9 protein-coding genes are annotated in these 7880 nt (G+C 74.4%); 8 read left to right on the forward strand and 1 reads right to left on the reverse strand.

Annotated features, from left to right (window positions below; translation table 11 throughout):
• The 8 genes from J0670_RS23220 to J0670_RS23255 all read left to right on the forward strand — a co-directional run.
• On the forward strand, positions 1–827 hold an 827-nt coding region (locus J0670_RS23220; protein WP_307806652.1), incomplete at its 5' end, for a hypothetical protein.
• A gap of 158 nt (positions 828–985) precedes the next feature.
• On the forward strand, positions 986–1516 hold the full coding sequence (locus J0670_RS23225) for a hypothetical protein (protein ID WP_207813584.1): 531 nt from the start codon (positions 986–988) through the stop codon (positions 1514–1516).
• Between the two features lie 76 nt (positions 1517–1592).
• Positions 1593–2135 carry a hypothetical protein gene (locus J0670_RS23230; protein WP_207813585.1) on the forward strand — a complete coding sequence of 181 codons (543 nt, stop codon included), beginning with the start codon at positions 1593–1595 and terminating at the stop codon, positions 2133–2135.
• Between the two features lie 65 nt (positions 2136–2200).
• Entirely contained in the window at positions 2201–2737 is a 537-nt protein-coding gene (locus tag J0670_RS23235; protein WP_207813586.1) for a hypothetical protein, read from the forward strand.
• A gap of 268 nt (positions 2738–3005) precedes the next feature.
• Positions 3006–3956, forward strand: coding sequence for an ATP-binding cassette domain-containing protein (locus J0670_RS23240; RefSeq protein ID WP_207813587.1), 951 nt, complete (start codon positions 3006–3008; stop codon positions 3954–3956).
• A complete protein-coding gene (locus tag J0670_RS23245; protein ID WP_207813588.1) occupies positions 3953–4801 on the forward strand; it encodes an ABC transporter permease in 849 nt (282 codons plus the stop codon). The genes J0670_RS23240 and J0670_RS23245 overlap by 4 nt, the downstream gene beginning before the upstream one ends.
• 140 nt (positions 4802–4941) lie before the next feature.
• Entirely contained in the window at positions 4942–6255 is a 1314-nt protein-coding gene (locus J0670_RS23250) for a sensor histidine kinase (protein WP_207813589.1), read from the forward strand.
• Positions 6252–6935 carry a response regulator transcription factor gene (locus J0670_RS23255; protein WP_207813590.1) on the forward strand — a complete coding sequence of 228 codons (684 nt, stop codon included), beginning with the start codon at positions 6252–6254 and terminating at the stop codon, positions 6933–6935. The genes J0670_RS23250 and J0670_RS23255 overlap by 4 nt, the downstream gene beginning before the upstream one ends.
• Here J0670_RS23255 and J0670_RS23260 read toward each other — a convergent pair.
• Entirely contained in the window at positions 6925–7638 is a 714-nt protein-coding gene (locus J0670_RS23260) for a DUF2278 family protein (RefSeq protein WP_207813591.1), read from the reverse strand. The genes J0670_RS23255 and J0670_RS23260 overlap by 11 nt on opposite strands.
• Positions 7639–7880: the final 242 nt, after the last annotated feature.

Here is a 7880-nt window from a genome sequence, read left to right on the forward strand (position 1 = left end):
CGAAGACCGGCGACCGCCCGCGTGGGCAGGCCAAGCCGACCGAGCAGGCCCGCCCGCCCCGGCTGAGCCGCTGGCCCCGGCGCACCCGCTGGCTGACGGCGCTGGTCGCGATCGCGGTGTGCGGTGCGGCGGCGGGCGGCGTCGCCGTGTACGAGACCGTCTCCGACGAGACCTCCGAGCGGCCGGTGACCGTCGACGAGGCCTCCCGGCTGGCGCTGTCCCGGCTGAACCTGTTCCAGGCCAGCCCGGTGGCCGTCACGCTCACGGCGGCCGAGGGCGGGGGAGTGCGGGTCACGGTCGAGGGCGTGCTGGACTACCGCACCCACCGCGGCGCGGGCAGCTACCGGAGCAGCGGCGCGAGCGGGCCGTTCGACCACGGCCTGGTCGTCTGGGACAGCGGTGGTCTCGGCCTGGCCCCCGAGCCGGCGGGCGACGCCGCCCCGCCCTGGCAGCAGGCCGAGCGCGTGCCCCGGCCGGGCTGGTCGCCTCGCGCCTACACGGCCGACCCGCTGGACGCAGGGCTCCAACTGCTCGTCCAGCTCGGCGCGGACCGGCCGGACAACCCCCTGCTGCTCGCCCAGTCCGGCGCCCGCTGGCTGGGCCGGGACCGGATCGACGGCCGCGACTACGACCGCTTCGCGGGCCCGCGCGCCCAGGGCTCCGCACCCGACGGAGCGCGGTCGCCGCTGACGTACTGGGTCGACGGCGACGGCACCCTGCGCCGGGTGACGATGCAACTGCCCGGCCTGGGCACCCCGACCACCCTGGACTTCGCCGGGCGCGACGCCGACGCCAAGCTCCCCGAGGCGCCCTGGCTCACGGGCTGAGGCGGGGCGCGCGGATCACCGCCGTGAGCGGATGAGGCTGAGCTGTGACGGATCAATGACGGATTCATGACAGTTGTGTGCGTCCGGTTGAGATCGTTGATCTGCACCGGTCAAACCGGCCGGTCGCGTCACACCACACCGCGCACGAGGAGCAGTTGATGAACCGTCTGAAGAAGGCCGTCGCGGCCGCGACGGCCGTCGCCGCGGCCGCCCTGATCCCGCTCACGGCAACGCCGGCGGGTGCCGCCACCGGGCCGGCGACCCACCTGGGGCTGACCTGGTCGGTCGTCTCCTACGGTCCGGAGGGCACCGTCCAGGTCGGCAACTCGGGCGACGCCTACCACGGTGACACCGCGCCCTCGGTCTCGCTGCCCGTGCTCTGCCTCAACGTCGACGGCAGCCCCGCGCCGGCCGGGCTCAGCATCGGGTTCTACAACGGTTGGGCGCAGGGCACGGTGGCCCTGAGCCAGCCCGTGAAGGGCTCGCGCCTCAACAGCCGGGCCGCGGCGGACAGCATCTGCCAGGCCTCGTTCGGCTCCGGCTGGCGCGAGGCGGAGTTCCACGACGGCCACTACGGGCCGGACCTGTCGCAGAGCGGCGGCTGGACGTTCTGGGCCTACGGCAACATCCCCAACAACACCCGGTTCTGGACGGCCATCAACGACCAGCCCGCCAACCCCTGGAACTGACGCAGGCCTCGGCCCCTGATCCGCTCCGGCCGAGCCCGGCCGGTCACTCGACGCCAACCACGCCCCAGGAGTTTCGATGAACCGTCTGAAGAAGGCCGTCGCGACCGCGACAGCCGTCGCCGCGGCCGCCCTGATCCCGCTCACCGCGACCCCAGCGGGTGCCGCCACCGGGCCGGCGACCCACCTCGGGATGACCTGGTCGGTCATCTCCTACGGTCCGGAGGGCACCGTGCAGGTCGGTGGGCCGGGCGGCAGCCCCAGCGACGCCTACCACGGTGACACCGCGCCCTCGGTGTCGCTGCCGGTGCTCTGCCTCAACGTCGACGGCAGCCCGGCCCCTGATGGGCTCAGCATCGGGTTCTACAACGGTTGGGCGCAGGGCACGGTGGCCCTGAGCCAGCCGGTGAAGGGCTCGCGCCTCAACAGCCGGGCCGCGGCGGACAGCATCTGCCAGGCCTCGTTCGGCTCCGGCTGGCGCGAGGCGGAGTTCCACGACGGTCACTACGGGCCGGACCTGTCGCAGAGCGGCGGCTGGACGTTCTGGGCGTACGGCAACATCCCCAACAACACCCGGTTCTGGACGGCCATCATCGGCCAGCCGGCCAACCCCTGGGACTGACCCCGGCCCCAGTGCCTCAGGCCCCACTGGCCGCGTGCCACCACGCCGCGTACGAGGAGCAGTTGATGAATCGTCTGAAGAGGGCTGTCGCCGCCGCGACCGCGGTGGCGGCGGCCGCCCTGATCCCGCTCACGGCGGCCCCGGCCGGCGCCGCGACGGGCCCGGCCACCCACCTCGGGATGACCTGGACCGTCCTCGCCACCGGTCCGGAGGGCACCGTGCAGGTCGGCGTCGGAACCTCCGGCAACGCCTACAGCGGCGACACCGCGCCGTCGGTCTCGCTGCCGGTGCTCTGCCTCAAGGTCGACGGTAGCCCGGCTCCGGCCGGGATCAGCCTCAGCTACTACACCGGCTGGGCGCAGGGCACGGTCGCTCTCAGCCAGCCGGTCCTGGGTGCCCGTCTCAACAGTCGGGCCGCGGCGGACAGCGTCTGCCAGGCCTCGTTCGGCTCCGGCTGGCGCGAGGCGGAGTTCCGCGACGGCCGCTACGGGCCGGACCTGTCGCAGACCGGCTGCTGGACCTTCTGGGCCTACGGCAACATCCCGAACAGCACCCGGTTCTGGACGGCCATCAACGACCAGCCCGCCAACCCCTGGGACTGACCCCGATCGCACTCCGGCCAGTCCCACCCGGTCGCGCCCGCCCACCCGGCGGGCGCGACCCGCGTCCATCCCCGGACGTTCTCGCCGAGGTACATCGCCGTCACCTCGTACCCGTTGCCTCTCCCCGAGGTGGCCCCGGGAGTGGTACCGCGGTACTACGGGCGGCTCGACGATCAGTCCGCGGTGCCACGGTTCGGGCCCCGGCGGCGCCTAGCGTGGAGGGTGTGGGCGGCCGGGACGGCCCGGCCCCGGAACATGAGGGCGAGCGATGATCGAGGCGCACCAGCTGACGAAGCGGTACGGGGAGAAGACCGCCGTGGACGGGCTGGACTTCACGGTCCGGCCGGGGACGGTGACCGGGTTCCTCGGGCCCAACGGGGCCGGGAAGTCGACCACCATGCGGATGATCGTCGGACTGGACGCGCCCACCAGCGGCTCGGTGCGCGTCAACGGCCGCCGGTACGCCGAGCACGCCGCACCGTTGCAGGAGGTGGGCGCGCTGCTGGAGGCCAAGTCGATCCATCCGGGCCGCTCGGCGTTCAACCACCTGATGGCCCAGGCCCACACCCACGGCATCCCGCGCCGCCGGGTCGAGGAGGTCATCGAGCTGACCGGGCTCCAGTCGGTGGCCCGCAAGCGCGCCGGGGCGTTCTCCCTCGGCATGGGGCAGCGGCTCGGCATCGCGGCCGCGCTGCTGGGAGACCCGGCCACGGTGATGCTGGACGAGCCGGTCAACGGGCTCGACCCCGAGGGCGTGCTGTGGATCCGCAACCTGCTCACCTCCCTCGCCGCCGAGGGCCGCACCGTCTTCGTCTCCTCGCACCTGATGAGCGAGGTCGCCCTGGTCGCCGACCACCTGATCATCGTCGGGCGCGGCCGGCTGCTGGCCGACACCACCGTGCAGGACCTGGTCCGCCAGGCCGGCGGCGACGTCGTCAAGGTGGTCAGTGCCGACCCGGTCCGGCTGCGCTCGGCCCTGGCCGGGCCCGGGGTGGAGATCACCGGCCGCACCGGGTCGGAGGAACTGCTGGTCACCGGCCGCTCGGCCCGTGAGATCGGGCTCACCGCCGCCGAGCAGGGCATCGCGGTGTTCGAGCTCACCCCGCGCGCGGTCTCCCTGGAGGAGGCGTTCATGGAACTGACCCGGGACGCCGTCGAGTACCACGGCACCACGACCACCACCGGCGCCGCCGCCGAGACCCAGAGGAGCGCGGCATGACGACGACCGCCCCGAGCCAGACCGCCACGCCCGCCGAACCGCGCCCCGCCCGGCCCGCCTACAAGGTGACGCCCGCGCGGGTGCTGCGCTCGGAGTGGGCCAAGCTGTGGTCGCTGCGCTCCACCTGGATCACCCTCGGCCTGGCCCTGCTGTTCCTGGTCGCCTTCGGCCTGATCGCCGCCTTCCAGTTCAAGTCGCGGCTCACCTCGGGCCGCCCGATGGACCGGGACTTCTCCGACGCGAACGCGCTGAGCCTGTCGCTGTTCGGCACCAACTTCGCCCAGCTGGCGCTCGGCGTCCTCGGCGTGCTGGTCGCGGCCGGCGAGTACTCGACCGGCATGATCCGCTCGACCCTGGCCGCCGTGCCGCGCCGCCTGCCGGTGCTGTGGTCCAAGGCCACCGTGTACGGCCTGATCGCGCTGGTGCTGGGCACCGTCGGGGTGTTCGTCGTGTTCCTCGCCGACAGCGGGATCCTCTCCGGCACCCGCGCCGCGATGGGCCTGTCCGACGCCGGGGTGGTCCGCAGTCTGCTGGGCGCCGGGTTCTACCTCGCCCTGGTCGGCGTGATCGGCGTCGCGCTCGGCGCGCTGCTGCGCTCGGTGGCCGGCGGCATCGCCGTCCTGGTGGCCGCGCTGATGCTGATCCCCGGGCTGACCTCGCTGCTGCCCAGCTCCTGGCAGGACCACATCGGCCCCTACCTGCCCAGCCACGCGGGCCAGGCGATGTTCGCCCTCCAGCACGACGCGACCACCCTCTCGCCGACGGCCGGCCTGCTGGTCTTCCTCGGCTGGACGGCTCTGGCCCTGGCGGGCGCCGCCGTACGGCTGGTGCGCTCCGACGCCTGAGCCGGGAGGCGCGTGCCCGTGGGCACGCACACGGTCGCGCGCCGAAGCCTGAGACACTTCCGGTGCGGCGCCGGGACCGACCGGCGCCGCACCGCTTGCACGACCACCGCACGACCACGCACCACCAGGGAGGCGCCACGGTGAGCGAGGCCCACGCCACCTCCGCAGACCCGCTCGCGGGCGCCGATCCCCTGTCCGGCCACCCGCTGTTCGCCCGGCTGTCCCGGATCGGCCAGCGGGTGCGCGAGGCGGACCGCGCCCACCCCTGGGTGCTGGACGCCTCCGTGGTCGCGGTGGTCTTCCTGATGTTCTGCCTCCCCGACCTCTTCCCCGGCCACCGCGAGGCCCCGCGCGAGCACCGGATCGTCTTCGTCCGCGCGCCGCTGCCGACCGCGCTGGCGCTCCAGGCGGGCCTGGTGCTGCCGCTGCTGTGGCGCCGCCGGAGCCCCACCGCCGCGTTCGCCGCGATCATGGCGGTGTTCGTCCTCCAGTGGTCGTGGGGTGTCGTCCTGCGCGCCGACGTCGCCCTGCTGGTCGCCCTGTACAGCCTGGCCCTGCACGGCCGACTGCGGCACCTGGCCTGGTCCAGCGCCGTCATGGTGGGCGCCATGGCCCTGGTGGCCGTCGAGGTCTCCGGCGGCGGGCTGCCGATCGGCGACGCGCTGTTCTTCCTGGTCAGCGCCGCCGTCGCGGCCGTCGCCCTGGGCATCGCGGTGCGCATCCGCCGCGCCCAGCTCGCCGGCCTGCGCGAACGCGCCGCCCGGCTGGAGATCGAACGCGACCAGCGCAGCCGGCTCGCCGCCGCCACCGAGCGCACCCGGGTGGCCCGTGAGATGCACGACATCATCGGCCACAACCTGTCCGTCATCGTCACGCTCGCCGACGGCGGCGCCTACGCCGCCCAGGCCTCGCCCGAGCGCGGCCGGGAGGCGCTGCAGCTGATCGGCGAGACCAGCCGCCAGGCCCTCGGCGAACTGCGCCGGATGCTCGGCGTGCTGCGCGACCAGGGCGACCGGGCCGCCGAGCTCAACCCGCAGCCCGGCATCGCCGACCTCGACGGGCTGTGCGCCCGGATCCGCGCGGCCGGCCCGCAGGTGGTGTACACCGTCCGCGGCGACCTGGACCGGCTGGACCGGGGCGTCCAGCTGATGGCGTACCGCATCGTCCAGGAGGCGCTCACCAACACCCTCCGGCACGCCGGGCCCGACACCAGGGCGCACGTCACCCTGACCACCGACCCCACCCGGCTGCGGGTGCTGGTCCGGGACAGCGGCCCGCCCGGCGGCGCCCGCCGGGCCGCCCGCCCGGACGGCGAGGGGCACGGCCTGGCCGGTATGCGCGAGCGCGCGGCCGTCTACGGCGGGACGGTCACGGCCGGCCCCGGCCCTGGGGCAGGATGGACCGTGGAGGCCGTACTGGACCTCACCCCCGACCCGACAGGCGGCCCCACGTGACCACCGTCCTCATCGTGGACGACCAGCCACTCCAGCGCTACGGCTTCCGCATGCTGCTGGAGAGCCAGCCCGACACCGAGGTGCTCGGCGAAGCCGCCCACGGCGCCGAGGCCGTCCGGCTGACCGCCGACCTGCGCCCCGATGTCGTGCTGATGGACATCCGGATGCCCGGCATGGACGGCATCGAGGCCACCCGCCAGATCGTCGCCACCGGTGGACGCTCCCGCATCCTCGTGCTGACCACCTTCGACCTCGACGAGTACGCGCACGCCGCGCTGCGCGCCGGGGCCAGCGGCTTCCTGCTCAAGGACGCCCGCCCGGAGGAACTGCTCGCCGGGATCCGCGCCGTCGCCGAGGGCGACGCCGTGGTGGCCCCCGCCATCACCCGGCGCCTGCTCGACGCCTACGCCCACCACCTGCCGGTGCGCCCGCCCGGTGCCGCGCCCGTCGAGGACCCGCGACTGGACGCGCTCACCGAGCGGGAGCGGGAGATCCTGGTGGCCATCGCCCACGGCTGGACCAACAGCGAGATCGCCCGGCGCCTGGTGCTGGCCGAGTCGACGGTCAAGACGCACGTGAGCCGGGTGCTGGCGAAGATCGGCGCCCGGGACCGCGTCCAGGCGGTGATCTTCGCCTACGACCGGGGGCTGACCCGGCCGAACCCGCCGATCACGAACTGACGGTGGGCGCCTGCCGCGGCGCCCGGGTCGGGCGAGGGACGCCGACCGGGAGGGCGTGGCCGGTGCGGTCGTCGGTGTGCCAGGACTGCGACTGGAAGGCGAGGAACACCGCCGTCCAGCGCTTCTCGTCCGGCAGGTGGATCAGCACGGCGCCGTCCTGGTACACCCCGTCGTCCGTGCGGAACCGGCCGGAGTTGCCCTGGTTCATGTGGACGTCGTGCACGCCGTTGCCGGGCAGGAAGCCGAACACCTTGTCCGGGACGCCGGGTTCGGGCCCGAAGCGCTGCCCGAACAGGTAGACGGCGGCGGCCGGATCGGCGATCGCGCGCTGCACGTAGTGGTCGAGCAGGTCGGCGAGGTCGTTGTTCGGGCCCGGCAGGTCCGGCGGCAGCACCCGCATCGCCGCGTGGTCGAAGAGCTTCCCGCGGACGAAGTCCAGGCTCGCCGTGGCGGGCCGGGAGGGGAGCTCGGTCCAGCCGCTGCCGGGCGGCGGGAGGAGGCCCGTGACCGGGTGCCGGAAGTCCTCGTCCGCGAGGTAGAGCAGGTCCGAAGGGGACTGCTGGGACAGGACGTTGACGGCCGCGCGGTAGTCGGTGCCGTCCGCGTCGCGCAGGTGGATCTGGTAGTGCGGGGTGTCGGTGGCGCCCTCGCGGCGCCGGTCGACGGCGGTGGCGGCGAGCACGCCGTAGTTGCTGATCGGCATGGGCGGTCCTCGGGTGGAGTCGGCCAGGAGCCCCTCCGTGGCGGGGCCCCTCCGTTATGGCGCACCGGCCGGGCCGCGCACCGGCGAACGGGCGACTGTTCACCCGCCGTCCCCCGAACGGGTCTCCAGCCCACCGAACATTGACAAGTGGTGCCGCTCAACCGACCGGAACCGGGGCCACCCGGACGACTGCCCCGCGCCGCTCCCGGCCGGACCCGGGCCGAACGGGCCGGCACCCGCCC

Source organism: Streptomyces sp. FH025 (assembly GCF_017427025.1).
GTDB lineage: Bacteria > Actinomycetota > Actinomycetes > Streptomycetales > Streptomycetaceae > Kitasatospora.